This window comes from Rhodococcus sp. 05-2254-2 (assembly GCF_002259095.1).
Lineage (GTDB): Bacteria > Actinomycetota > Actinomycetes > Mycobacteriales > Mycobacteriaceae > Rhodococcoides.
The window spans coordinates 249,911-275,388 of sequence record NZ_NOZJ01000003.1 but is presented as its reverse complement, the minus strand read 5'-3'; the positions used below and the strand labels follow the sequence as shown (position 1 = coordinate 275,388).

Annotated in this window: 22 protein-coding genes; 6 read left to right on the top strand and 16 right to left on the bottom strand. The window is 66.3% G+C overall.

Annotation, left to right across the window (positions count from 1 at the left end):
- Window positions 1–1,863 (bottom strand): glutamine--fructose-6-phosphate transaminase (isomerizing), encoded by a 1,863-nt coding sequence (gene glmS, locus CH283_RS05835; protein ID WP_068051303.1) that lies wholly within the window; start codon window positions 1,861–1,863, stop codon window positions 1–3.
- A 100-nt stretch (window positions 1,864–1,963) separates the two neighbouring features.
- On the opposite strand from glmS, the gene CH283_RS05830 reads away from it, so the two are divergent.
- On the top strand, window positions 1,964–2,824 hold the full coding sequence (locus CH283_RS05830) for a dienelactone hydrolase family protein (protein ID WP_094639190.1): 861 nt from the start codon (window positions 1,964–1,966) through the stop codon (window positions 2,822–2,824).
- Between the two features lie 12 nt (window positions 2,825–2,836).
- On the opposite strand, the gene CH283_RS05825 is transcribed toward CH283_RS05830, so the two are convergent.
- The 3 genes from CH283_RS05825 to CH283_RS05815 are packed head-to-tail and all read right to left on the bottom strand — an operon-like array spanning window position 2,837 to window position 5,213.
- Window positions 2,837–3,106 (bottom strand): hypothetical protein, encoded by a 270-nt coding sequence (locus CH283_RS05825; protein WP_141215276.1) that lies wholly within the window; start codon window positions 3,104–3,106, stop codon window positions 2,837–2,839.
- The gene (locus CH283_RS05820) at window positions 3,103–4,911 is read right to left on the bottom strand and encodes a hypothetical protein (protein ID WP_094639146.1); all 1,809 of its coding nucleotides are present in this window, start codon (window positions 4,909–4,911) and stop codon (window positions 3,103–3,105) included. Before CH283_RS05820 ends, CH283_RS05825 begins: the two co-directional genes overlap by 4 nt.
- Complete coding sequence (locus tag CH283_RS05815) at window positions 4,908–5,213, bottom strand: type VII secretion target (RefSeq protein ID WP_094639145.1); 306 nt, start codon at window positions 5,211–5,213, stop codon at window positions 4,908–4,910. The genes CH283_RS05820 and CH283_RS05815 overlap by 4 nt, the downstream gene beginning before the upstream one ends.
- Before the next feature lie 151 nt (window positions 5,214–5,364).
- Between CH283_RS05815 and CH283_RS05810 the strand changes: the two genes are divergently transcribed.
- On the top strand, window positions 5,365–6,405 hold the full coding sequence (locus CH283_RS05810) for an LLM class F420-dependent oxidoreductase (RefSeq protein ID WP_037188278.1): 1,041 nt from the start codon (window positions 5,365–5,367) through the stop codon (window positions 6,403–6,405).
- 6 nt (window positions 6,406–6,411) lie between these two features.
- Here the strand turns inward: CH283_RS05810 and glmM are convergent, their stop codons facing one another.
- From glmM to eccCa, 8 genes are all read right to left on the bottom strand, one after another.
- Window positions 6,412–7,767, bottom strand: coding sequence for a phosphoglucosamine mutase (gene glmM / locus CH283_RS05805; protein ID WP_094639144.1), 1,356 nt, complete (start codon window positions 7,765–7,767; stop codon window positions 6,412–6,414).
- 106 nt (window positions 7,768–7,873) lie between these two features.
- On the bottom strand, window positions 7,874–8,398 hold the full coding sequence (rpsI, locus tag CH283_RS05800) for a 30S ribosomal protein S9 (protein WP_032397516.1): 525 nt from the start codon (window positions 8,396–8,398) through the stop codon (window positions 7,874–7,876).
- Window positions 8,395–8,838, bottom strand: coding sequence for a 50S ribosomal protein L13 (gene rplM, locus CH283_RS05795; RefSeq protein ID WP_037188282.1), 444 nt, complete (start codon window positions 8,836–8,838; stop codon window positions 8,395–8,397). The genes rpsI and rplM overlap by 4 nt, the downstream gene beginning before the upstream one ends.
- Window positions 8,839–9,012: 174 nt before the next feature.
- Window positions 9,013–9,354, bottom strand: a complete 342-nt coding sequence (locus CH283_RS05790; protein ID WP_094639189.1) for a TraR/DksA family transcriptional regulator — start codon at window positions 9,352–9,354, stop codon at window positions 9,013–9,015.
- Between the two features lie 97 nt (window positions 9,355–9,451).
- Window positions 9,452–9,733 (bottom strand): WXG100 family type VII secretion target, encoded by a 282-nt coding sequence (locus tag CH283_RS05785; protein WP_068051312.1) that lies wholly within the window; start codon window positions 9,731–9,733, stop codon window positions 9,452–9,454.
- 64 nt (window positions 9,734–9,797) lie between these two features.
- Window positions 9,798–10,163 carry a WXG100 family type VII secretion target gene (locus CH283_RS05780; RefSeq protein ID WP_141215277.1) on the bottom strand — a complete coding sequence of 122 codons (366 nt, stop codon included), beginning with the start codon at window positions 10,161–10,163 and terminating at the stop codon, window positions 9,798–9,800.
- A 158-nt stretch (window positions 10,164–10,321) separates the two neighbouring features.
- Entirely contained in the window at window positions 10,322–11,776 is a 1,455-nt protein-coding gene (locus CH283_RS05775) for a type VII secretion-associated protein (protein WP_141215278.1), read from the bottom strand.
- Entirely contained in the window at window positions 11,773–15,771 is a 3,999-nt protein-coding gene (eccCa, locus tag CH283_RS05770) for a type VII secretion protein EccCa (protein ID WP_094639141.1), read from the bottom strand. Before eccCa ends, CH283_RS05775 begins: the two co-directional genes overlap by 4 nt.
- A 233-nt stretch (window positions 15,772–16,004) precedes the next feature.
- On the opposite strand from eccCa, the gene CH283_RS05765 reads away from it, so the two are divergent.
- The 3 genes from CH283_RS05765 (at window position 16,005) to mycP (ending at window position 20,083) form a co-directional block, all read left to right on the top strand.
- Window positions 16,005–16,994 carry an LLM class flavin-dependent oxidoreductase gene (locus CH283_RS05765; protein ID WP_094639140.1) on the top strand — a complete coding sequence of 330 codons (990 nt, stop codon included), beginning with the start codon at window positions 16,005–16,007 and terminating at the stop codon, window positions 16,992–16,994.
- A 129-nt stretch (window positions 16,995–17,123) separates the two neighbouring features.
- Window positions 17,124–18,695: a type VII secretion integral membrane protein EccD gene (eccD, locus tag CH283_RS05760; RefSeq protein WP_094639139.1), complete on the top strand. Its 1,572-nt coding sequence runs from the start codon at window positions 17,124–17,126 to the stop codon at window positions 18,693–18,695.
- Complete coding sequence (gene mycP / locus CH283_RS05755) at window positions 18,662–20,083, top strand: type VII secretion-associated serine protease mycosin (protein WP_441344166.1); 1,422 nt, start codon at window positions 18,662–18,664, stop codon at window positions 20,081–20,083. The genes eccD and mycP overlap by 34 nt, the downstream gene beginning before the upstream one ends.
- Before the next feature lie 8 nt (window positions 20,084–20,091).
- On the opposite strand, the gene eccB is transcribed toward mycP, so the two are convergent.
- Window positions 20,092–21,546 (bottom strand): type VII secretion protein EccB, encoded by a 1,455-nt coding sequence (gene eccB, locus CH283_RS05750; RefSeq protein ID WP_094639187.1) that lies wholly within the window; start codon window positions 21,544–21,546, stop codon window positions 20,092–20,094.
- 132 nt (window positions 21,547–21,678) lie between these two features.
- On the opposite strand from eccB, the gene eccE reads away from it, so the two are divergent.
- Window positions 21,679–23,367 carry a type VII secretion protein EccE gene (eccE, locus tag CH283_RS05745; protein ID WP_094639138.1) on the top strand — a complete coding sequence of 563 codons (1,689 nt, stop codon included), beginning with the start codon at window positions 21,679–21,681 and terminating at the stop codon, window positions 23,365–23,367.
- Between the two features lie 7 nt (window positions 23,368–23,374).
- Here eccE and CH283_RS05740 read toward each other — a convergent pair whose 3' ends face one another.
- Genes CH283_RS05740 through rplQ form a run of 3 tightly spaced genes read right to left on the bottom strand, consistent with a single transcriptional unit; the run spans window position 23,375 to window position 25,451 of the window.
- Window positions 23,375–23,932: an NADPH-dependent FMN reductase gene (locus CH283_RS05740; RefSeq protein ID WP_094639137.1), complete on the bottom strand. Its 558-nt coding sequence runs from the start codon at window positions 23,930–23,932 to the stop codon at window positions 23,375–23,377.
- Window positions 23,933–23,962: 30 nt separating this feature from the next.
- Window positions 23,963–24,859, bottom strand: coding sequence for a tRNA pseudouridine(38-40) synthase TruA (truA, locus tag CH283_RS05735; RefSeq protein WP_094639136.1), 897 nt, complete (start codon window positions 24,857–24,859; stop codon window positions 23,963–23,965).
- Between the two features lie 4 nt (window positions 24,860–24,863).
- Entirely contained in the window at window positions 24,864–25,451 is a 588-nt protein-coding gene (gene rplQ / locus CH283_RS05730; protein ID WP_068051325.1) for a 50S ribosomal protein L17, read from the bottom strand.
- Between the last annotated feature and the right edge of the window lie 27 nt (window positions 25,452–25,478).

Here is a 25,478-nt window from a genome sequence, read left to right as displayed (position 1 = left end):
CTACTCGACGGTGACGGACTTGGCCAGGTTGCGCGGCTTGTCCACGTCGTAGCCGCGCGCCTGCGCAACCTCGGCGGCGAACACCTGCAGCGGAATCGTCGACAGAAGGGGCTGCAACAGCGTCGAGGCTGCCGGGATCTCGATGAGATCGTCGGCGAAAGGCCGAACGGCCTCGTCTCCTTCTTCGGCGATGACGACCGTTCGTGCACCACGCGCTTGAATCTCGCGAATGTTGCTCAGCATCTTCGAGTGCAACACCGCACGACCCTTCGGCGACGGCATCACGATGATCACCGGGACACCGTCCTCGATCAGCGCGATCGGACCGTGCTTGAGCTCGCCCGCTGCGAAACCCTCCGCGTGCATGTACGCGAGTTCCTTGAGCTTGAGCGCGCCTTCGAGCGCAACCGGGTACCCGACGTGTCGGCCGAGGAACAGAATGGTCGTGGCCGTCGAGAGCTCTCGTGCCAGTGCCCGAACCGGTTCGACCGTCTCGAGCACCCTCTGCACCAACTCGGGCATCGCTTCGAGTTCGGCGAATTCACGCGCGACCTCGTCGGGATACTTGGTGCCGCGAGCCTGCGCCAACGCCAACCCGACCAGATAGTTCGCGGTCACCTGCGCGAGAAAGGCCTTGGTCGACGCGACGCCGATCTCCGGACCGGCACGCGTGTAGAGCACGGCGTCGGCCTCACGCGGAATCTGCGATCCGTTGGTGTTGCACACCGCGAGAACCCGGGCCTTCTGATCCTTGGCGTGCCGAACTGCTTCGAGAGTGTCCGCAGTCTCGCCGGACTGCGAGATGGCGACGACCAGGGTCGATCGATCGAGTACCGGGTCGCGATAGCGGAATTCGCTGGCCAGTTCCACCTCGACCGGAAGCCGAGTCCAGTGCTCGATCGCGTACTTGGCGAGCAGGCCCGAGTGGTACGCGCTACCGCAGGCCACGACGAACACCTTGTCGACGTCGCGCAGCTCCTGATCCGACAGTCGCTGCTCGTCGAGCACGATTCGACCGTTGTCGAAGTGGCCGAGCAACGTGTCCGCCACCGCGGCGGGCTGCTCCTGGATCTCCTTGAGCATGAAGTAGTCGTGGCCGCCCTTCTCGGCGGCTGCCAGATCCCAATCGATTCGGAACGGACGCCCCTGCGCCTCGTTGCCCTCGAAATCGCTGATGTCGTAGCCGTCGGCGGTGATGACGACGACCTGATCCTGGCCGAGTTCGACGGCGTTGCGGGTGTGCTCGATGAACGCAGCGACGTCGGACCCCAGGAACATCTCACCCTCGCCGACGCCGAGAACCAACGGCGTGGAGCGGCGCGCCGCGACGATCGTGTCCGCATGATCGGAATGGGTGAACACCAGGGTGAACGCACCCTCGAGACGACGCAGAACTGCTTTCGCGCTGGCCACGAAATCGCCCGCGGTCGGGCCATCGGCGTAAGCCCGCGAGACCAGGTGCACCGCGACCTCGGTGTCGGTATCGGAGAGGAACTCGATCCCGACCGCTTCCAGTTCGGCACGCAGCGGTCCGAAGTTCTCGATGATGCCGTTGTGCACCACCGCGACCGTTCCGGACGCGTCCCGATGCGGATGGGCGTTGCGGTCGGTGGGACGGCCGTGTGTCGCCCACCGGGTGTGACCCATTCCGGTGGTGCCGACGAACGTATCGGTACCGATGTCGTCCAGTTCGGCTTCGAGATTCGCCAGTCGACCCGCCTTGCGCTCGACGGCTGTCGCTCCTGCACCGTCGAGAATGGCGATGCCCGCGGAGTCGTAACCCCGATATTCCATACGCCGAAGCGCTTCGACCACCACACCCAGAGCTGGGCGGTGGCCGACGTAACCCACGATTCCGCACATGGACAATCAGGGTACTCGGCGGGGCGCGCACGACCCATTCGCTCAGGTTGACGTGTCCGGTGTCCCCCTGCCGGGCCGCGGTTCGGTAGCGTCTTCTCTCGTGGCGAAACCGAAGAAGCTGGCATCTGCTCTCTCCAAGCGCGGCCCGCACAAGGTGCTGCGAGGCGACCTGGCCCTCGCCGGGCAACCCGGTGTCGTCTACACCCCAGCCGAGGGTTACGGCCTGCCCGGCGTCGCCTTCGCACACGGCTGGATGCTGCGTCCCAGTCATTACACCGACACCCTGAAGCATCTCGCGTCCTGGGGCATCGTGGTTGCGGCACCGGACACCGAGCGCGGTCTCGTGCCCTCACACCGCGGACTCGCCACCGATCTGGGCACTGTGCTCGACATCATGACGGGCGTGCGACTGGGCCCAGGCAACATCAGCGTGCATCCGGACAAACTCGCCACGGCGGGCCACGCGATGGGGGCAGGCACCGCAGTGCTCGCCGCCTCCCGACGATCGGACATCAAGGCCGTCGCCGCGCTGTTCCCCGCACCGACTGCGCCCTCGTCCGAGGACGCCGCAGCCGGCCTTTCCGTGCCGGGACTCGTCGTCGGAGACAACTCGAACGCCGATTCGCTCACCGACAACTCGCTCGCGCTCGCCCAGGCCTGGAACGGCCCGACTGTCCTGCGCCGAATCGACGGCTCGACGGCGGACGGTTTCGTCGAGGGCCGCCGGATACTCGGCGCACTGGGCATCAACAAGCCCGACCGCAAGACTCAGCAGCGCACCCGCGCCGTCCTGACGGCCTTCCTGCTGTTCCATCTGACCGGTGACTCCGACTACGAGGAACTGGCCGGATCGACCGGCGAGATCGACGGCACCCGAGCTGTCGATCCACACGCGCCTCTCGACGCGCAGCCCAAGCCCAAGGCGTCCGCGTCGATCAAGGCGCTGCTCGGACGGGGCTAGTCTCGGCTGTCGTCAGACCAGCCAGGACCTCGGCCGTCCGTCGGGTTCGGTCTCGACGTGCGGCGTGGGTTCGCGACGGTCCAGGTGAGCCGGTTGCAGCACCGATCCCGACCCTGGCTCGACGTCGAAATCCGCTCCGCTCGCCTCGGCCGAACTCCGTGCTCCTCGGTCCATTGCCGGAGCCTGCGCCCGACTCAACGCCTCCGCCGCCCGCCCCATCGCGATTCGGTGCTGGTCTCGTATTCGATGCAACTCCCGACGCCACCCACTGTCGGTGCTCACAGCTCCCCTGCTTCACTGAGGCCCGCACCGCTACCGATGTCGGCGGGTTGCGGATCGGTGACCGGTCGATCCGCAACCACCGGATGCTGCACAGCAGGCTGCTCGATGTCGGGTGACTCCGGCGTGCACTGCACCGATGCATCCGAGTCGAATTCGGATGTGGGTGCCGGTTCGGCAGCCGGCACGGGTTCGGCGGATAACACCGGTTCCGCCGCTGCGACGGATTCGGCCGTGGGTGCCGGTTCTGCCGTGGGTGCCGGCTCGGACGGGGGTTCCGGTTCGAGCGGCGACGCTGCAGCCGGGGCCGGTGCGTCCACCGCGTCGACGACACCGGGGACCTCGACGATCTGAGGTAGGCCGAGCGGTCCGATTCCGAGCTCGAACGAGCGAGTTCCGAGTCCAGGAGTCTCGAGTTCGACAGACACCGTGCCGTCGTGTTCGAGTGCGATGCGGGCGCGATGCCCGTCGAGCTCGGCCTCGAGATGGCCGCGCTCGTCGCCGGCCGCGGGCCACGACTGCCCGGGCTGCGGCAACGGGTCCGACTCGGGTGGCCGGTCGCCGCTCACGTCCGGAGAAGCTTCCTCGGTGTTCTCGTCACCTGTCCGGCTGTCGAGTGCGGTATCGCCTGAGCCCTGGAGATCTCCACTGTCGATCGTCTCGGCCAGCGCGTCGTCGACACGGTCGACGATCTCGGCAACGACTAGATCCACGAGTCCGTCCAGAGAGTCCCCCAATCGATCGACGACACGACCGTCGGCGATCTGGGATTCGGCCGGATCCACGCTGTCCGATCCGGCGAGTGCGTTGCCGCCGGGTGGCGAGACGGCCGGGCCGACAGCGGCGGGTCCGACCGCTGGCGGCCCGACAGCTGCGGGCCCGAAAGCTGTTCCGGCTCCGGAACCGGCAGGCGTGGAACCGATCCCGGCAGGAGTCGGGTCTACCGAAGAGCTGTCGGGCCCCGTCCACGGCACTGCTGTACCGGGCTCGAGTGCCCAACTGCGCTCGTCGAGTCCGCCGAACGAAGGCTCGTGGACACTGCCCAGAATGTCCACCACCAACTTCAGACAGTCTCTGACGGCGGTGTCCGTGGCGCTGCATGCTGCGAGGACGGCCTCGCACGCGCCCTGTACGCGCGGAACGAACTCGGTGTCGATCCAGCGCCCGCAGCGTTCGGTCACCTCGGCAGCGAACTCGTCGGAGACATCGCCGCTGCGCACACCGTCGTTCAGATCCTCGAACGCAGACGCCAATCGTGGGAACACCGACTCTCGATCGACCGGCAGGCACTCCATTCCCGACGCAAGCAGAATCGCATCGATCTGGTCGACGTCCTTACCGTCCACCAGGTCGATGTCGAGGCCGCCGACGAGCTCGGCCTTGTCGGTCACTGCGTCACGGAGAACGTCGACGGCCGCACACATCGTCTGGTGAGAATCTTCGATCGACGCAAGGAACTGGGAAGCCTTTTCCTGTTCGGCCGAAAGATAGGTCTGCACGGCCTGCCCCGCCTCACCGTGCCAACGCAACTGCAGGATTCTACGAAGCTGAATCTGCTCCTCGAGTTGATCGGCGAGTACTGCGGACACCGTCCCCACGGCGTCTGCATCGTGTCCGAGCGCACCGAGGTTCAGCCCACGCTGCTCGTCGTACCTGGCGCACATGTCCTGATACTGCGGAACCTCGACGCCCGGGACACGGCCGACCAGCGGCAGGAACCGCTCGAAATACAGCAAGCCTTCTGCGTTCGCATCGAGAATCTCGTCGATCGACGCCCTGTCACCGGACGAGGCCGAAGGAGGTGTCACCGGGGTGACTCGATCGCGTACGCGGTGGCGTCGTCCTGTTGCTCGTACTCGTTCATCGCGGTGGTGAGGGCATCGGCAATGTCGTCGACCGCGGACCGCCATGCCCCGACGGCACGCCCGAGCCCCAGGTACGCCTGGGAGTACGCAGCGCCCAGGTCACCGTAGTTCCGTCCGGCCCCGGCTGCGCCGAAGCCTGCGTCGGCAACGGAATCGGCGGCGTCACCGAGCACTTCCGCCGACGACACCAATGCATCTGCCACCCCGCGAACCCGGTCCGCGTCCACCCGAACTCCGTCGCTCATACGTTCCCGTTCCCCCTCCGAGTACCCCTTTCTCACTATGACGTGCGCCGACTCACATCGGTTCCCCAGAGAGCGGTAACGTCCCGATGTGAAATGTCCGTAACAGGTACCTGAAGTGGCTGCACCAGCTACTCACCGAACGAGGAGTCCCATGCACATCGGAACGATGCTGAACTACAGCGGTGGTTTCAACGAGACCGTTGCCGAGGTCGCCGAGCTCGAGAAGGCAGGTCTCGACATCATTTTCGTGCCCGAGGCCTACTCGTTCGACGCCGTCAGCCAACTCGGATTCCTCGCGGCCAAGACGAGCACGATCAAGATCGCGTCCGGCATCTTCCAGATCTACACCAGGACACCGTCACTGACCGCCATGACCGCCGCCGGTCTCGACTACGTCTCCGAGGGCCGATTCGTGCTCGGGCTCGGCGCTTCGGGGCCGCAGGTCGTCGAGGGCTTCCACGGCGTCAAGTACGACGCTCCGATCGCCAGAACCCGCGAGGTCATCGAGATCTGCCGCCAGGTCTGGCGTCGCGAGAAGGTGCAGTATCAGGGCAAGCACTATCAGATCCCGCTGCCGGCCGACCAGGGAACCGGTCTGGGCAAGCCGCTCAAGTTGATCAATCACCCTGTGCGCGATCGCATTCCGGTTGTCATTGCCGCACTGGGCCCCAAGAACGTCGAACTCACCGCCGAAATCGCCGAAGGCTGGCAGCCCATCTTCTACTTCCCGGAGAAGGCCGCCGACGTGTGGGGCGATTCCCTCGCAGCAGGCAAGGCCAAGCGTGACCCGTCACTCGGCGAGCTCCAGGTCTTCGCAAGTCCGACGCTGGCCATCGGCGAGGACGCGGAGAAGTACCTCCCCTGGGTCAAGCCACATCTGGCGCTGTACATCGGCGGCATGGGAGCCAAGGGCAAGAACTTCTACAACTCCCTGGCCCAGCGATACGGATACGAGGCCGAGGCCGAGAAGATCCAGGACCTGTACCTGGCCGGCAAGAAAGAGGAGGCCGCCGCGGCAGTTCCCGACGAGCTCGCGCGCGCGGTCAACCTCATCGGCCCAGAAAGCTTCGTCAAGGAGCGGGTCGCAGCATTCGCCGAAGCGGGTGTCACCACTCTCAATGTCGCGCCCCTCGCCGAGAACACCGCAGGCCGCGTCGCGCAGCTGACCGCACTGCGCGAACTGACCGCCTGAGAAACGTCAGACCGACGCGACCCGGCCCGCCAGCTCTTCGGCGAGCCGGGTCGCGACGTCGAGTTCGGACGCTTCCACCATCACCCGCACCAACTGTTCGGTACCGCTGGGGCGCAACAGAACTCGACCAGATTCCCCTAGTTCGCGCTCGGCCGACGCGACGGCGTCCGACACCGACGGTGCCGACGCCACCGCGGCTTTGTCCGACACACGGACGTTGATCAGCACCTGCGGCAGTGTCCGCATCGCCGACGCCAGGTCCGCGAGGGACCGCCCGGTCTGCGCCATCCGCTCCATCAGTCGCAGGGCAGTGGCAATTCCGTCTCCGGTCGTTCCGACTGCGGGCAGCACGACGTGTCCACTCTGCTCACCCCCGAGCGCGAACCCGCCGCGGCGCAACTCCTCGAGCACGTATCGATCTCCGACCGCCGTGGTACGCAACGTGATTCCGGCCTCGCGCATCGCAATGTGCAGACCGAGGTTGCTCATTACCGTTGCGACCAACGTGTCGTCGGTCAGGTGACCGGCGTCGTGCATCGCGATGGCCAACACCGTCATGATCGCGTCGCCGTCCACCACGGAACCCGACGCATCGACGGCAAGACAACGGTCGGCGTCTCCGTCGTGCGCGATACCGAGGTCGGCACCGTGCTCCACGACGGCCTTCTGCAATCCCTCCAGGTGCGTCGACCCGCACCCGTCGTTGATGTTGATGCCGTCGGGTTCTGCATTGATCGCCACGACCGTCGCACCGGCCCGTCGGTAGATCTCGGGCCCGACGACAGAGGCGGCACCGTGCGAGCAATCCACCACGACGGTCACGCCGTCGAGTCGATGCGACACCGACGAAGCGAGATGCTCGGTGTAGCGGGCTGCCGCGTCGCGCGCGACGTCGATGCGGCCGATCGCGGCACCGGTGGCGTCGTAGGGCTGTCTGTCGTTCGAAGAGCGCCCCTCGGGATCGAGGGCAGCTTCTATCCGGTCTTCGACGTCGTCGTCCAGCTTGTGCCCGCCCGCGGCGAAGATCTTGATTCCGTTGTCGGGCATCGCATTGTGCGACGCCGAGATCATCACGCCGAGCGCCGCGTCGTATTCGGCGGTGAGGTAGGCAACCGCAGGCGTGGGGAGAACTCCGACGTCGATCACGTCGACCCCCGATGCGGTCAGTCCCGCGGACACGGCTGCGCTCAGCATCGCCCCACTGATACGCGGATCACGACCGACCACTGCCACACGTCTGATGCCGTCGACGTTCGGTGCCAACACGGCGGCTGCGGCTCGCGCGATTCTCAAGGCCAGTTCTGCGGTCAGAACCCCGCCTGCCAGTCCGCGAACTCCGTCGGTGCCGAACAATCGCGCCATGAACCAAGAACCCTTCGAGCGGAGAGAATGTGGTGGGAAACGCCTCGAGGGCAGGCGTCCGATACTGCTGGATGCCTGCCCTCGAGGATGAAACGGGTAAGACGCGTCAGCGCTTGGAGTACTGCGACGCCTTACGGGCCTTCTTCAGGCCGTACTTCTTGCGCTCGACTGCACGCGCGTCACGCGTGAGGTAGCCCGCGGCCTTGAGCGGCGGGCGATCGTCGGGTGCGAGTTCGATCAGTGCGCGCGAGATGGCCAGACGCAGTGCGCCTGCCTGTCCCGACGGTCCGCCACCGTGCAGCAGAGCGACGATGTCGAAGGACTCCGCGCGGTCCACCAGAACGAGAGGAGCCTTGATCAGCTGCTGGTGCACCTTGTTCGGGAAGTAATCCTCGAGGGTGCGGCCGTTGAGCTTGAATCCGCCGGTGCCCGAGGACAACCGAACACGAGCGACGGCTTCCTTACGGCGACCGACGGTCTGGATCGGGCGATCGAACACGATCGGGGCCGGAGCGGCTGCGGCTTCGATGTCCGAGACGACCTCGGGATCTTCGACTGCCACGAACTCGTCGGCGGCGATCTCTTCGATGTTCTCCTGCGACGTCACGTCATTTCCCTCCGGCGCCGTCACTGGGACACCTGCTTGATCTCGAACGGAACGGGCTGCTGAGCGGCGTGCGGGTGGTTCGGTCCCGCGTAGACCTTCAGCTTGCTCGCGATGGCACTACCGAGCTTGTTCTTGGGGATCATGCCGACGACGGCCTTCTCCACGAGACGATCGGGGTTGCTCTCGAGGACCTGACGGGTCGAACGCGACTTCAGACCGCCCGGATGGCCGGAGTGGTGGTGGTGGAACTTGCCGTCGAGCTTGTTGCCGCTGATGGCAACCTTCTCGGCGTTGATGATGACGACGAAGTCGCCGCCATCGACGTTGGGTGCGTAGGTGGGCTTGTGCTTACCGCGGAGCAGTGTCGCGGCCTGGACGGCGAGGCGTCCGAGCACGACGTCCGTGGCGTCGATCACATGCCACGTCCGGGTGGTGTCCCCGGCCTTCGGGGCGTAAGTAGACACAGAAAATTCCTGTCTTCATGATGTCGCTGCTGGCCAAGACGTGTGGATGCCCTCGGCGGCCAGTTGAGACCCGAGGACAAGAGCTCGATACGCACGTGAATACGTGGCGAGCCCATACACGCCAACGGGGAACGATACCGGGAGCGGACGCCCAGGTCAAAACGCCTCCGCTCGTCAGCGCAGGCGCACACACTGCACGCACCGACGGGCAGCGGGCAGCGCCTCCAGCCTGATCGCCGGAATCTCACCACCGCACCGCTCACAGAAGCCGTACGTCCCGGCCGTGAGCCGCGACAACGCCGCACCGATCTCGCGTATCTCGGATTCGGTGTCCGTGATCAGCGCCGCGATCTTCGCTCGCTCGAACGCGATCGTCGATCCCTCGGGATCGTGCTCGTCATCGTCGGTGGTGAGCCGCGATCCCTCGATCACCGACGCGAGTTCGCCACGAAGCGACTCGAGACGATGCAGGGAGCGCGACCGCTCCGTCCCGAGTGCTGCTGCGAAGTCCGTCACCACTCCAGTAGACACCGCGACGGACCGGCGTGCGACGAAACGACGTCTGCCCCGACCGATGTTCTCGGTCGGGGCAGATGCGTGTTGTCGAGACAGGTCAGCGAGCCATCCGCGCCTTGTTGGCCATCTCGACGCCGTGCATCGTCTCGCCACCGGTGCGGGCGGCTGCGACAAGGCTCGACAGAATGAGGTTGAGCTCGTCGGATGCAGAATTCCACTGACGCTGCAGCTCGTAGTAGGACGTCATCGCGTCGCCCTCCCACGACTGGTAGAGCCGCTTCGCGGTGCTGTCCACGTCCCCGAGGAGGTCCTTGGTCACGTTCGCCTGCTTGTTCATCGCCTCTGTCAGCGCCGCGATCTGCGCGAAGTCGTATTTCATATCGGATCGGTCTCCTTGGTCGAGCGTGGTCGTGTGAGTTGTCGTGTGGTCACCGGATGCGGCGTCACTTGAACGAGGACAGTCCCGAGTTCAGGGATCCGGCCACCTGGTTCACGGCCGACACGTTGTCGTCGTCGGCGTCCGAGTAGCCGTGGCCGTTGGTCTTGATGTCCGCGGAGATCTGTTCGAGCGCACTGCGCATCTTCTGCGCACTGGTGTCCCACTGGGCCATCACGTCCTGAAACGATTTGCCCGCCTTGCCGACCCACGCCTCGGCGGTCTGCTCGACGATCGAGCGAACGGCCGAATTGGACGCGTTGATCGACACGCTCAGGCCTTCGATCGTCGCTCCGGCAGCCATGAGCTCCTGCGGCGTGACTATGACACCGTTCGACGAACCCGTAGATTCCGGTCCCCCTGGATATCCCACTTCGACTCCTTGTCTTCGATACTCGATTCACCTGCACCCGCGGCGCACGTGCTGCTCGACCGAGAGGCCACTGTCGGCCCGCTCACTCCCCTACATCTCCTTGGACGCAACGACCCCTCGATTCGGTTCCGGCCGTGCGTGAAAAATGTGGGCCGCTCTCAGGAGGCCGGAACGATGTCCAACGTCTGCGTTGCCTGCCCGCATTCGGCGTCGATCACCGTCGCGTCGTCTCCCTCGAACTGACAACCGAGGCTGACCTGCAGGTCGGATTCGACGAACACCCGCCACAGCACCGTCGAATCGTCGATCGGCCGCTCGGTGTAGGCGATTCCGACGCGGCCGCCGAAATCTCGTGTGGATTCGAGAGATCCGATGGTCGAATCCGGCCCACGGGCATCGATGGCCGACCGGAGCTCGGCAGCGACCTGCTCCTGCGTCGAGCCCGGCAACAGGTCCGCCACGGTGACGACGATCCGACGCTCGGGCGGGGTCGGTGGAATCAGCACCATGCGGTCGGGGTCGTCCAGCTTCGTCCAGGTGCTGGGCAACTGCATCGACACCCGGCCGGACACGAAGGTGACCGTCTCGACCGGCGGTGGCGCGTCGGCTGTCGTGGTCGGTAGCGGTGCGGCTACGGACGAGGATGTAGCACTCGGGGCCACGACCGGTGAGAACGGTTGTGCTGCAGTCCCATCCGGCTCCATCGGAGACCGTCCGGCGAAATACACAGCTGCGCAGACGAACACGAGGATCGCCGCCACGGCACCCACGGCTGCGAGCAAAGGGCGACGTCGTTTCTCCCGGGACCGCGGCGGTGCGGCGACGTCGTCGAGCCATGCCGCCGATCGCGTCGTCGCGGCACGTACCGACGGTGCCGGGACGAGATCCGCCCCGGCTCGCCGGTACAGCGATCCGGCGACATCGAGACCGGTCAGCCATTGCGTGGGGTGATCGACGACGGGATCCGCTCCGATGGGCGCCCCCACCACGTAAACCTCATCGGGGCAGCGCGTGATCGACGACCGAACGTAGTCCCCGACCGCTCGTCGCCACGCATCGTCGTCACCGATGCCGAACGGAAGGATCGCGCCGGTGTCTCCGCCGTGCGCCCCCGACTCGTCGAGCACGACGACGGACGTATCGAGAGCTCCGACTTCGACGACCACCGCGGCCGACGGTGCCCGTTCACCCGAGGACGCAACGGCGGCCTCGGCCGTCTCCACGAGCACCACCTCGTTTGCCGAGGTCGCGAACATTGCACGAACGATGCCCACACGTTCCTCGCCCCAGGTCGACGGATACGCGATCTCCAGCACGTCGAGTCGGTCGTGTACGCCGGCACCGCGCAGGGCCGACCACACCATTCCGTGGAACACCGCCTCTCGATCCCACACCGTGGTCCCGACCGGGATCGACGCATCGTCGATGCACAGCAGCGGCGGTATCTCGTCTTCGGCTGCGCCCCGGCCGAACACCAATCGGCCACCCTCCTCGGTGGCGAACGCCGATCCGACGCTCTCTCTCGGCCCCTCGAAGGCTGCGCCCGTGGCGACGACGGAAATTTCCGTGTAGCCCAGATGCACTGCGGCATAACGCCACGAGTGGCCCGTCAACTCGAATGTCCGAGCTGGACGAGCGACTGGCCGGAGCGGTCGACGAAGACCCCGCGTCCGGGTGGCATGGCACTGGGACGGACCGTCCCGAGCAGGTTCCCCTCGTCGCGGCTTCCGCTCATGACCAGTCCCGGCGTCACCAGATCGCGCAACCGTCCGATCACCGGGTCGAACAGCGCCCGGCCTGCGCCGCCCGAACGACGCGCCACGATGACGTGCAACCCGATGTCCCGCGCATGAGGAAGGTGTTCCACCAACGGGGCCAACGGATTTCCCGACGACGTGGCAACCAGGTCGTAATCGTCGACGACGACGAACACCTCGGGGCCGTTCCACCACGACCGCTCGCGAAGCTGTTGCTGGGTCACGTCCGCTCCTGGCATGCGATCGGCCATGCGGCCGGCGAGGTCGACGAGCATGGCCGTCAGCGTCGCCTGCGAGGCCGCGTACCCGGCCAGATGCTCGGAATCGACGGTGCCGAGCAGAGTGCGGCGGTAGTCCGCGACGATGAGTTTGACGCTGTCGGGCGAGTTCGCCTCGACGAGCGATCGACAGATTCCACGCAACAAGGAAGTCTTGCCGCACTCGCTGTCACCGAACACCACGAAATGTGGATTCTCCGCGAAATCGACCTTCACCGGTGCCAATTCGGCCTCGTCGATGCCGATGGGAACTGCGAGCTCTGGGATGCCGCCACGGGTTCGTGGCCACGCATCACCGAGCTGATCGAGCACCGCTGATCGTTCGAGCAGCTCCGGCAGCATCCGCACCGGCGACGCTGGAGTTCCCGCAGATGCAGCCGCGATCGCGGCGACCGACTCACCGACTGCGCGAGACAGGTCGTCGACGGAACAGACGTCGTCCACTCGCGGAAGTGCGATCAGTAGATGCAGTCCGTCCCTGGTCATGCCCCGGCCCGGCCGCCCCTCGGGAACGCTCGCCGCCTTGGCGCGACCCATGTCCGAATCCGACGGGTCACCGAGTCGCAGTTCCAATCGGGTACCGATCAGGTCCTTGGTCGCGGGCCGAACTTCCGCCCACCGCGAGGCGGTGAGGATCAGATGCAGACCGAAGGCGAGGCCCTGCGTCGTCAAAGTGGCGATCTGCTGTTCGAGACTCTCGAAATCGGACCTGATGGACGGCCAACCGTCGATGACGAGAAAGACGTCGCCGAATCGATCCTCCGGGTCGACGGGTTGCGTTGCACGTCGCCGTCGGAACTCGGCCATCGAGTCGATCCCGCGATCCCGGAATGTCTTCTCTCGCTGCCGAACGACGCCGGCGACTTCGGCCACGGTACGCCGAACCCGATCGACGTCGAGCCGATTGGCCACCGATCCGACATGCGGCAGATCGGCCAACCCGGCCAGCGTTCCGCCGCCGAAATCCAAGCAGTAGAACTGGACCTGCGCGGGCGAGTGCGTCATCGCGAGAGCCAGGATCAACGACCGAAGCGCCGTCGACTTGCCCGATTGTGGGGCACCGACGATGGCGACGTGGCCCGCAGCACCGGACAGATCGACGGTCAGTAGATCGCGGCGCTGATCGAAAGGCCGGTCGATGATTCCGATCGGGGCGCGGAGGGTGCTGAGCGGACCGTTCCGCTCGGTCAGAACCGATGCGGGCAGCAACCGGTTCAACGTCGGTGCGGTGTCCAACGGCGGCAACCACACCTCGTGGGCCGGCACTCCCCGACCCCGAATTCGTCCGACGACCACGTCGAGCACCGTCGCACCGGTGCTCTCGGAGTCGACCGGATCCGGTTCGGCCGCCGGCGCAGTGGCAGCCTCGGTCCGGCCGACATCGATGGAATCGAGTGGTACCGCGTAGGCGGTGAAGGGCTTCGGTCTGATGTCACTGCCGAGCGAGGGCCGCGCGCCAGGACCGGAACGCGGGGGCGAGTAAGGACCGGAGACGTATGCCGCAGCGAACCTGACGATCTCGGCCGAATCGCACTTGAGATAGCCCGCACCCGGCTGAGCGGGAAGGTGATACGCGTCCGGAACCCCGAGCACCGAGCGAGACTCGTTCGCGGAGAACGTCTTCAGACCGATTCGGTACGACAGGTGACTGTCCAGACCGCGTAGCTTCCCTTCTTCGAGACGCTGGCTGGCCAGCAGCAGGTGCATGTGCAGCGAACGTCCGAGCCGACCGATCGCGACGAACAACTCGGCGAATTCGGGTTGCTGACTGAGCAATTCCGAGAACTCGTCGACCACCACGAACAGGGCGGGCATCGGTGCCAGATCCGCTCCCCCGGCGCGCGCCCTCTCGTAGTCGGAGACGTTCGCGAAGTTGCCTGCCGAGCGCAGAGACTCCTGCCGCCGGTTCATTTCACCGGCCAACGCGTCGCGCATTCGATCCACCAACGCCAAGTCCTCGGACAGGTTGGTGATGACCGCGGCCACGTGCGGTGCCGATTCGAGACCCGCGAACGTCGCGCCACCCTTGAAGTCGACGAGCACCAGATTCAGCTGTTCCGGCGAGTGAGTCGACACCAAGCCGAGCACCAACGTACGGAGAAACTCGGATTTCCCGGAACCCGTTGCCCCGATGCACAATCCGTGCGGTCCCATACCGTTCTCGGCGGATTCCTTCAGGTCGATCTCGACGGCGCTGCCGTCGGGGGCGACACCGATCGGTACCCGCAGCCTCTCGCGTCCGCGGCGCATCGTCCACGCTCGTTCCGTGTCGAGTGCGCCCACATCGGCGATACCGACCAGGCTGTTCCACCCCGAAATCCGGACTCCGCCGTCGTCGACCACATCGACGACCGACGAGGACGACGGCGCGCGGTACGGCGACAGGCGTCGCGCAACGGCGTGTGCTTGCGTGGTGCTCATCGAATCCGCGACGGCGAACACTTCGACCGTGGTGCCGCTGACCGCTCCGATCGACCCGTTCTCGGCGAACAGCTGGATTCCACGCGATGCAGCCAGTCGTGGGCAGAGGCCGGACAGATCGATGATCGTGACGGAATCGAGGCCCGTGTCGGTGAGATCGGTCGAACGGTTGTCGAGAAGCCCGCCGTCCACCACGATCACCAACTGCACGACGCCGGCAACCGGCACAGCTCCACGCGCAAATCGATTCCGCACACTCAGCACGTCGCCCAGCGCACCCTCGAGTTCGAGGAAACTACCGAAGATCATCCGGGCGGACCCGGCCCCGTCGCGCAGAACGTCGTGCTGAGTGTGCGGAAGCCACTTGGCCCACTCCCACTGCTGCACGGTGTCCGGACCACTGACGATCGCGACCGCGACGTGGTCGGGCCCGTGAAACGTGCACAACGAGGCCAACATCGCGCGCACCATAGCGCGGGCATCGTCCCGGTCGCCCGCTACGGACAGCGCCGCGAACCCCCTCAGTGACACCGCGGTCGGCAGTGCGGCCACCACCGAATGCGCCCGCACGAATCGACGCAGGGACACCGCCGAAACCGGTTCGAGTTCCTCCACGGGCCCGGTCTCAGGCGGAACCAGTCGAGTCGCAAGCCGCTGATCCCCCACGCCGACTCGGACGTGAGCAAAATCCGGATCCGACAGTCGCCGTTCCCACATGCGCTCGGTTCCGGCGACCGACCACAACGTATCGGGGCCCGGGTGGCTCCATTCGAGGGCTCGGCGCTGCGCGCGTTCGGTTTCTGCAACGTCGCGGCGGAGCTGATCGAGATAGCGGAGGTAATCCTTGCGGTCCTCGTTCGCCTCGGCGGTGCGCGCTCCGCCGGACTTCCCGCCGCCGGCCAGCATCCCCACCATGGACATCAGCATCATGGCCGGGAACATCAACATCATCGGGTTCGCCGCTGCCCCGGAGGTGAACATCAGCGCGACCATCCCGACCATCGCGGCAACCATCACCAGCGGCATCAGCTTCATCAGCAAATTGCCCGGCACCGCGCGTGGGATCTCGGGTGGCGGCTGCAGGGTGACTTCCCCGCCAGGAGATCGAGGCACTTGCCGTCGGGCACCGCGAACGAAGCGCACGGTACTCATAGATCCGCCCCCACGGCCACGCCCCCAGAACTGCATCGCGGCAGCCTCCCCCCGAGGCTGCAGGACGACAGGCTAGCGCATCGAAGACCGGGCGGTCCACGGTCGGTGTCGCCGGCCCCGGACGGACATGACCACCGGTATACCCGACGAGAAATAGAACGCTGCCCGACGCCGTTGCACCTGAATGCGGCTCTTCGGCCGCGTGCTCGACGAACGAAAGGCTGGCCTCAACCGTGTCTGTACCCCTGTCCATCCTCGATCTCGCTCATGTGGGCGAGGGCGAAACAGTCCGCGACAGCTTCGATGCAAGCGTCACCCTCGCTCAGCATGCCGAGAACTGGGGATATCGACGCATCTGGTACGCCGAGCACCACAACATGAAGACGATCGCGTCGTCGGCCACGTCGGTTCTCATCGCGCACGTCGCTGCCAACACCGAGCGAATCCGGCTCGGATCCGGCGGAATCATGCTTCCCAATCACGCGCCGCTGACCATCGCCGAGCAGTTCGGCACCTTGGCGACGCTGTACCCGGGACGGATCGATCTGGGACTGGGCCGTGCCCCCGGCAGTGACCAGGTGACGATGCGGGCGATGCGGCGCGATCCAGCGTCGGCCGATCGCTTCCCCCAGGACGTCCAGGAACTGCAGGGCTACCTGTCCGAAGAGTCTCTGATCCCCGGAGTGAACGCGACTCCCGGCGCAGGTACGGAGGTACCGCTGTACATCCTGGGGTCGTCGCTCTTCGGCGCACAGCTCGCCGCTGCACTCGGCCTGCCCTATGCCTTCGCCTCCCACTTCGCACCCGACGCTCTCGAGCAGGCCGTCGAGATCTACCGACGTGACTTCCGGCCGTCCGCTCAATTGTCCGAGCCACACCTGATCGTGGGCGTCAACGTGATCGCGGCCGACTCCGTGGCCGACGCACAGGCCCAGTTCCTTCGCACCAAGCGCAGCCGCGTCAGCCTCCTGCTCGGCCGCGGCCGGACCTTCACCGACGAGGAAGCCGACATGGTCCTCGAAGCGCCTGCGGGCCAACAGATCACGAAGATGACCAAGTACTCGGCCGTCGGCACGCCGGACATGGTGAAGGACTACCTCGACCGTTTCGCCGAACGCACAGGAGCGGACGAGCTGATCGTCGCGTCCGGTGTGTCCGATCGCGCATCGTGGCTTCGCTCGTTCGAGTTGCTCGCACAGGTGAGTGACCTGGTTCCTGCCTGACAGCGGCGCTGCGTCACCGGCAGATTCCGACGGGCGATTGCTTGTCGCCGCGATGTCGTAAGGTTTGGACACCGATGCCCACTGGGGCGGGCATCGGAACGCGAATCGAACGTATCCGGGGGGATATCCATGACACGCGCCGACAGCCGTCCACCGGCCGGCATTGCGCCGTCACGCACGGCACCTGCCGATCCGACACAATCACCCGCCGCCGCGGACGCGAGTCGACGGGCATCAGGTCCGCAATCCGTTTTCGCGCAGGAAGTCTGTCGGGTGACGGTGTTGGCCAGGTCCACGCAGGTGGACATGGCGCTGCCGGTGGACGTTCCGGTCTCGCTTCTCGTACCGGGAATCGTCGACCTGATCGCGGCGGGAGTGGAGCCTGCGGAACGAGCGGTGCGCCGTGAACCCCGCGACGGGGATCCCGCGTCCGATGGGTTGCCCGTGGCGTGGACGCTCGCGCGGATCGGGTTCCCTCCGCTGTCACCGACTGCGACGTTGGCGGAGCTGTCGGTGCGTGACGGTGAGTTGCTCGTGTTGGGTGTGGCCGAGCGGCCCGCGCCGGTTCCACTGTTCGACGACCTCATATATTCCGTTGCGCGATCGGGTACCGACGATGTTCCGCACTGGACTGCGCGTACCGCGCGCACGGTGGGTTCGGTTGTCACCGGTGCGCTGGTGTTGCTGGCGTGCGCGGTCCTGTTGCGTGGGCCGATCCGGGCCGGAGCCGAGCACGTCGGCAGTCTCGTCGAGGGGCTCGCTGCCGTCACTGCGTCGATACTCTTCGCGATCGCGGGAGTGATTCTGGGGCGGGTGTATCAACAGCACGCCGTCGCCGTCCTCTTCGGCGGGTGTGCTGTCGCGCTGATGTTCACCGGCGGAATCGTGCTGGTACCCGGGCAGTTCGGCGCGGCTCAGCTGATGCTGGGTTCGGCCATGGCCGGTGCGACGGCTCTGCTGTCCCTTCGTATCGGCGGGACCGGGTTCGCACTGTTCACCGCTGCGATATCGGTGGCGCTTCTGACGTTCGCTGCCGCGGTGTGCGCATTGTTCACCACCATGGCATCACCGGCGATCGGTACTGCCGCGGCCCTGACCGGCCTGGCGGGAATCGCGCTCTCTGCCCGCGTGTCGATGATGCAGGCCAAATTGCCGCTTCCACCGGTCCCCACCGCGGGAGCACCGCTGGACACCGTCGAGGAAGCCGAACTCGACGCGATCTCGTTCGAGGATCTGCAGGTCGCCGCGGCCGAGGCGCGTAGTTGCCTGACCGGTCTGCTGTCGGCGTTCACCGTCGCCGTGGTGGCTGGCGTGCTTGTCGCGGCGGCAGCCGATTCGGGAGATGGCGTCCGTTGGCCTGCGGTTGCGCTCGCGGCGCTGTGTGCGCTCGTCCTGCTGCTGCGTGGTCGTACCTATGCCGTTGTGACGCATGCCGTTCCGCTGGTCGCAGGCGGAGCGACGATTCTGCTGGCACTCCTCGTCGGTGCTGTTGTCGCGCTACCGGATCTCGTCCTCGCCCTGTTCGGGGTGGCACTGGCCGGCGCGGTCGCCTCGTCGATCTTCGGGGCATTCGTGCCCACCCGCACGTATTCACCGGTGATGCGAAGAGCGGCCGAACTGCTCGAGTACGCCGCTATCGCCCTGGTCATTCCGATCGCAGTGTGGGTGTGCGGTCTGTACAGCGTCGTCCGCGGGCTGTGACGCCGCACCGACGGCGAACGGTCGTCATCGCGGCGTTCACTGCTCTGTCGCTGTCGTCCAACGCAGTCTTCGGCGGGTATCCCGCACGCGCCGAACGTCCGGTGATCGACCCCCTCCAGCTGCCCGAGCCGAGCGATCCCGGCCCACTCGAACCCACCGAACAGAAGAACGCCTGCGCGCTCCCGTCCTCGACCGGCGATGCCCAGGATGTCCCGACCGCGCTGAAGGCGCTCGACTTCGCATCGGTCTGGCCCATCACCCGTGGGGCAGGTCAAGTGGTTGCCGTCATCGACACCGGCGTCACCGCACATCCGCGCCTGCCGGGTCTGATCGCCGGCGGCGACTATGTCGGCGCAGGCGACGGGCTGTTCGACTGCGATGCACACGGAACGATGGTCGCCGGCCTGATTGCCGCACAGACCGCACCGGGCAGCGGATTCGCTGGAGGCGCACCCGACGCCCGCATACTGTCGATTCGTCAGTCCAGCAGTGTCTTTCAGATCGTCGACAACCGGCCCGAGGAGGAGAAGACGGCAGAGCCGGAGAATGCCGCGGGCTACGGCAACGTGCGCACCATGGCCATGGCCATCCGAACTGCGGTGGACTCGGGTGCCTCGGTCATCAACATCTCCGAGGTCGCCTGCGTGCCCGCCGGAGGCGGTGTGGCCGACGGTCCGCTCGGCGCGGCCGTGCAGTACGCCGTCCGAGAGAGGAACGTCGTGGTCGTTGCAGCAGCCGGGAATCTCGGCAGCGCTGCCTGCCAGGCCCAGAACCCGACAACCGACCCGCTTCGGCCCGACGCGGACCCGTGGGCGTCCATCGCGACCATCGCGACTCCGGCGTGGTTCGACGACGTGTTGACGGTCGGTTCGGTCGAGTCGGACGGCACACCGTCTCCGTTCAGCCTGGCCGGTCCGTGGGTCGACGTCGCCGCTCCGGGCTCGAATATGACGTCGCTGTCGCCGACGGGCAACGGACTGGCGAACGGCACCCGGGGCACCGATGGCGTGATTCCCATGACCGGAACGAGTTTTGCGGCACCGCTTATTGCTGCGGTGGCAGCGCTGGTGCGCTCCCACCGGCCCGAACTGTCGGCGCTGGAGGTGGTGGATCGGATCGAACGAACGGCGCACGAGCCGGCCGAAGGGTGGAACCCCTTTGTCGGCCACGGCATCGTCGATCCGCTTGCAGCGGTCACCGATTCGGTGACGCCCATCCCCAGGTCGGTTCCTGCAGACAGCATTGCGATGAGTGCGCCGTTGCCGCCGCCCACGCCGGATCATCGACCGCGGACCGCAGCGGTCACCGGTTCGGTGCTGGTGGCAGTGATCCTGGCACTCGGACTCGCGCTGTCGGTACCGCTGCGCCGACGCGGCAGAACCGACTGAGCCAGGCGCTACTTCGTCGGAAGTGCCGCGGCCTGCGGGTCGGGAGCAACACCGTCGTGCATCGTCAGGGCCTGGCCGCGCCCGAGAGTTGGCCCATTGCCCAGCAATTGGAGTATCTGCCAGGGCGCGGGTGCCGGCGGTCCGAACCCCAACGCCGACGCAGCCTCGGCACCGTCGACGCCGTACCGCACTCCGGTATCGGCCACGAAGAAGACACTGCCCTGACGTGTACTCGACGCGGAGATACCGGTACTGCGCACGAAACCGCCGCTACCGGGTGCCAGATAGACCTGGTCGACGGCGTCGCCGCCACCATCGGCCTGAGCCAGCGCAACCGGTTGTGCATCTGCCTCCAGCGGCAGCCCGCGACCGGCGGACTCGACCAGTCGAGCCGACGGCCCGCCGTCGGCAACTGCGAGTGGCTCCCACGTCAAGCAACCCACCGGGCGCTCCCCGGTATCGACGATCGTGGGAGCGGTCTCCGGAAACGTCGAAACCTCCAGCCCGAAGGACGTTTTGGGAGCATTCGCGAGTAGGTCGGGATTGACGGCTGCGATTTCCGGACTGCCCTGCGAATCGGTGAATTTCAGGAGCAGGGCCGCAGTTTCGTTGATCGCTTGTATTCCGTCCTCCAGAACCACGTAGTACTGGACGTCGCGACCGGCGACCTTGACGACCGAACCGATCGTCCGGCCGTCGAACGGAAACGTAGGAGCCTCACCCGCTCGCGGCACGAACGGTGCTGCGACGGGGGGTGATTCGGGCACGGAATTGAGCAGACCGGCACTGACCGGAGACGGTGTCGCGTCCTCGAGTCCGAGTGCCCGGACCACTGCCCTGTTGTTCAGGTCGACCGGCGATTTGGTGCCGTCGTGCACGAGATAGGCAGTGCCGTCCGATGTCCAGAGGAACGCCTCGGAATCGGCGAGCGCAGCCGTGCTCTCACCGAAGCGAGGATCACCCACCACAACCGTTGTCGAGGTCACTCCCGTGATCCGGTCGACGGTGTCGCAGACGGTCCACGTTTCTGCGCTGCCGTCACTGTCGTGCGGTAGCGCAGACGGAGCACCGGGAATACCCACCAGCGCCCCGCGGGGTCGTGCGGACAATTCGGATTCCTTGACCGTCAACGGGTCGTCGGGCTTGCCTACGATCAATCGAGCCGACGCGAGATTGAGCACCGGATGGAACACGTCGTCCACTTTCACGAACATCGCGGCCGAATCCTTGCCCACCACGATCGACGCGTTGCCGATCTTGTCCTGCGGCCGAAACAGTGCCAGCGCAGCGCATCCCGCCAAGCCGATGCAGGCTACGACGACGCCCACGAGCAGTGCCCGCGACTGCGACTTCATCGGATCGTGCAGCATCCGAACGTCGCGTCTGATCAGCGCATGTTCCATTCTGCGGACGAGAAAGCGGTAACCGCCAACCTGCCACTTCGTTGTCGGCGTCGACGCCACGCTTCCTCCCCAGGATTGTGCGGACCCGATCCCCATTCGGGTCACGCGACACAGTACAGTTCGTCCGCACACCTCGGCGACCGCGTTGGCGTTCGTCGATGGGGCACTGTGACCTTCGGGGGGAGGGTTTCGATGACGCGTACCGGTCGGGCAGGGCGTGGGCGAGCCGCCGTTCCTTTCGTCGCGCCCACGGTGCGGCGGGTGATCGTGGCCGAGACCGCAGCCGTGGCGATCGGCTGGGCTCTGTTCGCGGCACAGGTGAGACCAGGGCCGGCTCTGCTCGCTGCTGCGGCGGTAGCGCTCGTTCCGTTCGTCGCCGTTCGGCGCAGATCCGTCGTGGACTGGGTCCGGACAATCTGGCGGTTCCTCGCCGATCGTGCCCCCGATGTCGGTGTGAGCACGGACCACACCGACACGGCAGTCGGCCCGGTCGGGGTCCACTGGCAGCGCGACACCGTCACCTGCACCATCGAGATCGTCCCGCCCGGGCACGCCACCACGGTCCTCGGCAAGGCGAGCGCCGAGACGCAACACACGCTTCCTGTCGACGCGTTGGCGTCGTGTCTGCGACAGCACGACATCGAGGTCTGCTCCATCGACGTCGTTGCACTCGGATTCCGCAGCTCGGCAGGCTCGGTCGCCACCGAGGTGTACGAGTCACTCATCGGTCCGCTACCGGCAGTAGCGGTGCGAACAGTCTGGGTGGCAGTCACTCTCGACCTGCGTGCGAATGCTCGTGCGATCGGGGCCAGAGGCGGAGGCAGGGCCGGGGCAGCCCGCGCCGCTGTCGTCGCGACCACTCGCGTACATCGCGCTCTGAACGCCCACGGGCTGTCCTCACGACTGTTGACGAGCTCCGAACTACGATCGGCTGTGTTGCACCTGTGCCGGGGCGTGAGTATCGACGACCTGACCCAGACGTGGTCGACAGCACCCCTGCCGGGTGCGTCTAGTACCGGCTTCGGAATCGATTGCAGCACAGTCACTGCCGAGGACATCGCGACCCTGTGGGCAACTCCCTCCCTCGGAACGACGCTGTCCTTCCGCCTGCAACCGACCCACGACACCGGGAAGGTGCGCATCCATGGGTCGTGCAGATTCGCCACTCGAACACCGATCACGAAGCCTCGTGTACGCGCGCTGACCTCGATGAGCGGGAGTCAACGCGACGGCATCCTCGCCCAGCTCCCGCTGGCCCTACCCGCCCTGGATTCGTTGTCTCCCAGCCGAATTCTCGACACAACGACGATGCACGAGCTGAAACTCCCGGTAAGCGGGTGCGGCCAGCTGTTGGGATCCGACGCTCACGGACACGGTGTCGCGGTGCGGCTGTTCGGACCGGGCCTGACGCGAGTTCGAATCGCCGGAGAGCTCTACCTCGCCCAGCAACTGATCTTCCGCGCCATCGCCACCGGTGCCAGGGTTCTCGTCCGCACGGACCGCCCGCACGCCTGGCGTGCGATCCTCGACGCCATCGGCGCACCCGATCGACTACTGGTCGACGGCACCACGTTTCGATCCCGGCCGTCGTACGACGTGATCCTGATCGACTTCGCCGACGGTTCGGCACCGCCTGTGCAACAGGGACTTTCGGGTGTAACCGTGATTTCGTTGTCCGAGCACCTACCGCGGACCGGCCGCCCCGAACAGGAGCGAAGCGTGCCGGAGCCGGATCTGACGATCGTCCAGCCCCATGCGTCGGGAGATCGAATTCGAGTCCGATCCGGTCCACTCGACGTCGAGCTGACACTGGTCACGATTCCGCAGGAAACGGCGTTCATCGGCCGCCCCAGGAGTCTGCGCCCCGCGGTTCGTGCATGACCGATTCTCAGCCGGGGTAGTCGGCGCGCCCACGAGCGCCGGCCACCGCATCGGCCCACCACTCCAGCTGATCGAGAAGACGCCCGAGAGCGTCGCCGGCTGCGGCATCGTCGATCCGTCCCGACTCGTCGAACCGCTTGCGCACCCGGTGCAGCGACACGGCATCTCGGACCGAGACCATGTGCAATTCGGCAGTGATCTGCCGCAGCTGTTCGGTCGCTCGAATCCCACCGCCCAGCCCGCCGTAGGAGACGAATCCCACCGGCTTGCCACGCCATTCGTACTTCACCGTGTCGAGCGCAGTCTTCAACGCACCGGGTACGCCGTGGTTGTACTCCGGAGTGACGAACACGAAGGCGTCGGCGGCACCGATGATCCCGGTGAAGCGTTCGGAGTCCTCGCACGGAACGAGAGAATTCGGTAACTCGAAATCGGCCAGGTCGACGTCCACCACCTCGACGGTGGTGCGTTCGGCGGCAACACCTCGAACCCAGGCCGCGACGGTCGGTCCCACTCGACCGGCACGCACACTACCGACGACGATGGCGAGCTGTATCGGCTGCATCGCTCCGACACTAGACCCGGTGACGCTCGGTCAGCCCTCTCCCCCACAGCAACCGTCGCCGGTGATCGCCGAGCGCACTTCTCGGGTGGCCGCGTTCCGAGCAGCCAGCTCGTCGGCCGGCGGGTAGTCGACTCCAACCAAGGACAAGCCGTGCGCCGGAGCCACCGCCACCTCGCTCGCCCGCTCGCGGCGAGTCAACAGTGACCGCGCCCAGTCGGGAGTTCGACGCCCTTCCCCCACGGCCTGCATGGCACCGACGAGGCTACGGACCATCGACCAGCAGAACGCGTCGGCGCTGACGTACGCGGTGAGACGGTCGCCGTCGCGCTCCCAGTCGAAGCGCTGCAGTTCCCGAACGGTGGTGGCACCGTCACGTCGCTTGCAGAACGCGGCGAAATCGTGCAGACCGATCAATCCCGCGGATGCCTCACGCATCGCACCCAGATCGATGGGCCTGGGCCAGGAGACGACACCGGCGACATCGAGGGGGTCGACACCGTAGAGCGCAGTGCCGAAACGATATTCGTAGTGCCTGCGGTATGCCGAGAATCGCGCGTCGAAATCCCGGGAGACGGCGGTGATGGCCCGCACTCGAACATCGGTGGGCAGAAACCGGGCCATTCGGCGGACCAGTTGGTCATGATCGTCGGGAACGTCGACGGCGTCGAAGTGCGCCACCTGTCCCGTTGCGTGGACTCCCGCGTCGGTTCGTCCCGCCACGGTCAGCTCTATCGATTGCCGCAGCACCGTGGAGAAGGCTTCATCGAGCACTCCGCAGACGGTGCGGATACCCGGTTGGCGCGCCCACCCGGAGAAGCTCGTGCCGTCGTACGAGATGTCGAGCCGAAATCTGGTGGGGACCGACAAAGCGGGCCCGCCTTCCCCGGAGGGAATGGCGGGCCCGCTTCGATCGTGCGCGGAGCTCAAAGGACTAGTCCTTCTTGGCTTCCTCGGCCTCGGGGGCGTCCGACGCGTGTGCGTCGTTGTCCTCGATGCCTTCGATGACTGCGTCGGCGTTGGCCACCTCGGCGTCGGTCGCGTCGGCTTCGACAGCCTCGACGACGTTCTCGTCGGTCGCGTCCTCAGCCGGAGCCTCGGTTGCGGCGGGAGCAGCCTGCGAAGCCTTCACGCGGCGAGCGCGATCGGCTTCGTTGGACACCGTCTGCTCGTTGACGAGCTCGATGATGGCCATCGGCGAATTGTCACCCTTGCGGGGGACGGTCTTGATGATGCGCGTGTAGCCACCGTCGCGATCGGCGAAGAAAGGCCCGATCTCGGCGAACAGCTTGTGCACGACATCTTTGTTGTTGATCGTCTTGAGAACCTCACGACGATGCGCCAGATCACCCTTTTTGGCGTGGGTGACGAGCTTCTCGGCGTGGGGACGAAGGCGCTTGGCCTTCGACTCGGTGGTGGTGATGCGGCCGTGCTCGAAGAGTGACGTCGCCAGGTTGGCCAGGATGGCCTTCTGGTGCGACGCCGACCCGCCGAGACGGCGGCCCTTGGTGGGCTTGGGCATGATGAATCTCCTAGTAAGAGCTCCAGC

Excerpts from the sequence above, each read along its gene's own strand:
- rplQ (WP_068051325.1), bottom strand. The coding sequence starts at position 25,451 with ATGCCCAAGCCCACCAAGGGCCGCCGTCTCGGCGGGTCGGCGTCGCAC.
- eccD (WP_094639139.1), top strand. The coding sequence starts at position 17,124 with ATGACACGCGCCGACAGCCGTCCACCGGCCGGCATTGCGCCGTCACGC.
- CH283_RS05740 (WP_094639137.1), bottom strand. The coding sequence starts at position 23,932 with ATGCAGCCGATACAGCTCGCCATCGTCGTCGGTAGTGTGCGTGCCGGT.
- glmS (WP_068051303.1), bottom strand. The coding sequence starts at position 1,863 with ATGTGCGGAATCGTGGGTTACGTCGGCCACCGCCCAGCTCTGGGTGTG.
- eccCa (WP_094639141.1), bottom strand. The coding sequence starts at position 15,771 with ATGAGTACCGTGCGCTTCGTTCGCGGTGCCCGACGGCAAGTGCCTCGA.
- CH283_RS05815 (WP_094639145.1), bottom strand. The coding sequence starts at position 5,213 with ATGAGCGACGGAGTTCGGGTGGACGCGGACCGGGTTCGCGGGGTGGCA.
- eccE (WP_094639138.1), top strand. The coding sequence starts at position 21,679 with ATGACGCGTACCGGTCGGGCAGGGCGTGGGCGAGCCGCCGTTCCTTTC.
- glmM (WP_094639144.1), bottom strand. The coding sequence starts at position 7,767 with ATGGCGCGATTGTTCGGCACCGACGGAGTTCGCGGACTGGCAGGCGGG.
- CH283_RS05810 (WP_037188278.1), top strand. The coding sequence starts at position 5,365 with ATGCACATCGGAACGATGCTGAACTACAGCGGTGGTTTCAACGAGACC.
- CH283_RS05785 (WP_068051312.1), bottom strand. The coding sequence starts at position 9,733 with ATGAAATACGACTTCGCGCAGATCGCGGCGCTGACAGAGGCGATGAAC.